1 protein-coding gene is annotated in these 232 nt (G+C 46.1%); it reads right to left on the bottom strand.

Annotated elements, in window-relative coordinates:
- The coding region (locus FD04_RS12625; RefSeq protein WP_162255752.1) for a hypothetical protein at positions 1-232 on the bottom strand (232 nt) is incomplete at both ends.

Genomic DNA, 232 nt, shown 5'->3' with positions numbered 1-232 from the left:
GATCACCATTGGCATCATTGATTGGATCGCCGTTTTGATCAGTTAATGTGACTGTCGTGTTTGGTGTCGTCTTACCTGTGACCGTATAACCATCCACATTACCTGAAATGCCAGTATCGGTGATTGTTGGCTTAGTTGGAACTGTCAGATTAGTGCTTTGGTTCCCTTTGTCTGGCGTTGCCGTCACACTTTGACCTGGCGTCACTTCAGTATCCGTCACTGGAATGTCAAA

Source organism: Secundilactobacillus odoratitofui DSM 19909 = JCM 15043, assembly GCF_001434895.1.
In the GTDB taxonomy this organism is placed as follows: domain Bacteria; phylum Bacillota; class Bacilli; order Lactobacillales; family Lactobacillaceae; genus Secundilactobacillus; species Secundilactobacillus odoratitofui.
Note: the sequence above shows the minus strand (reverse complement) of the source record. Positions and strands in the feature narration are given on the sequence as shown.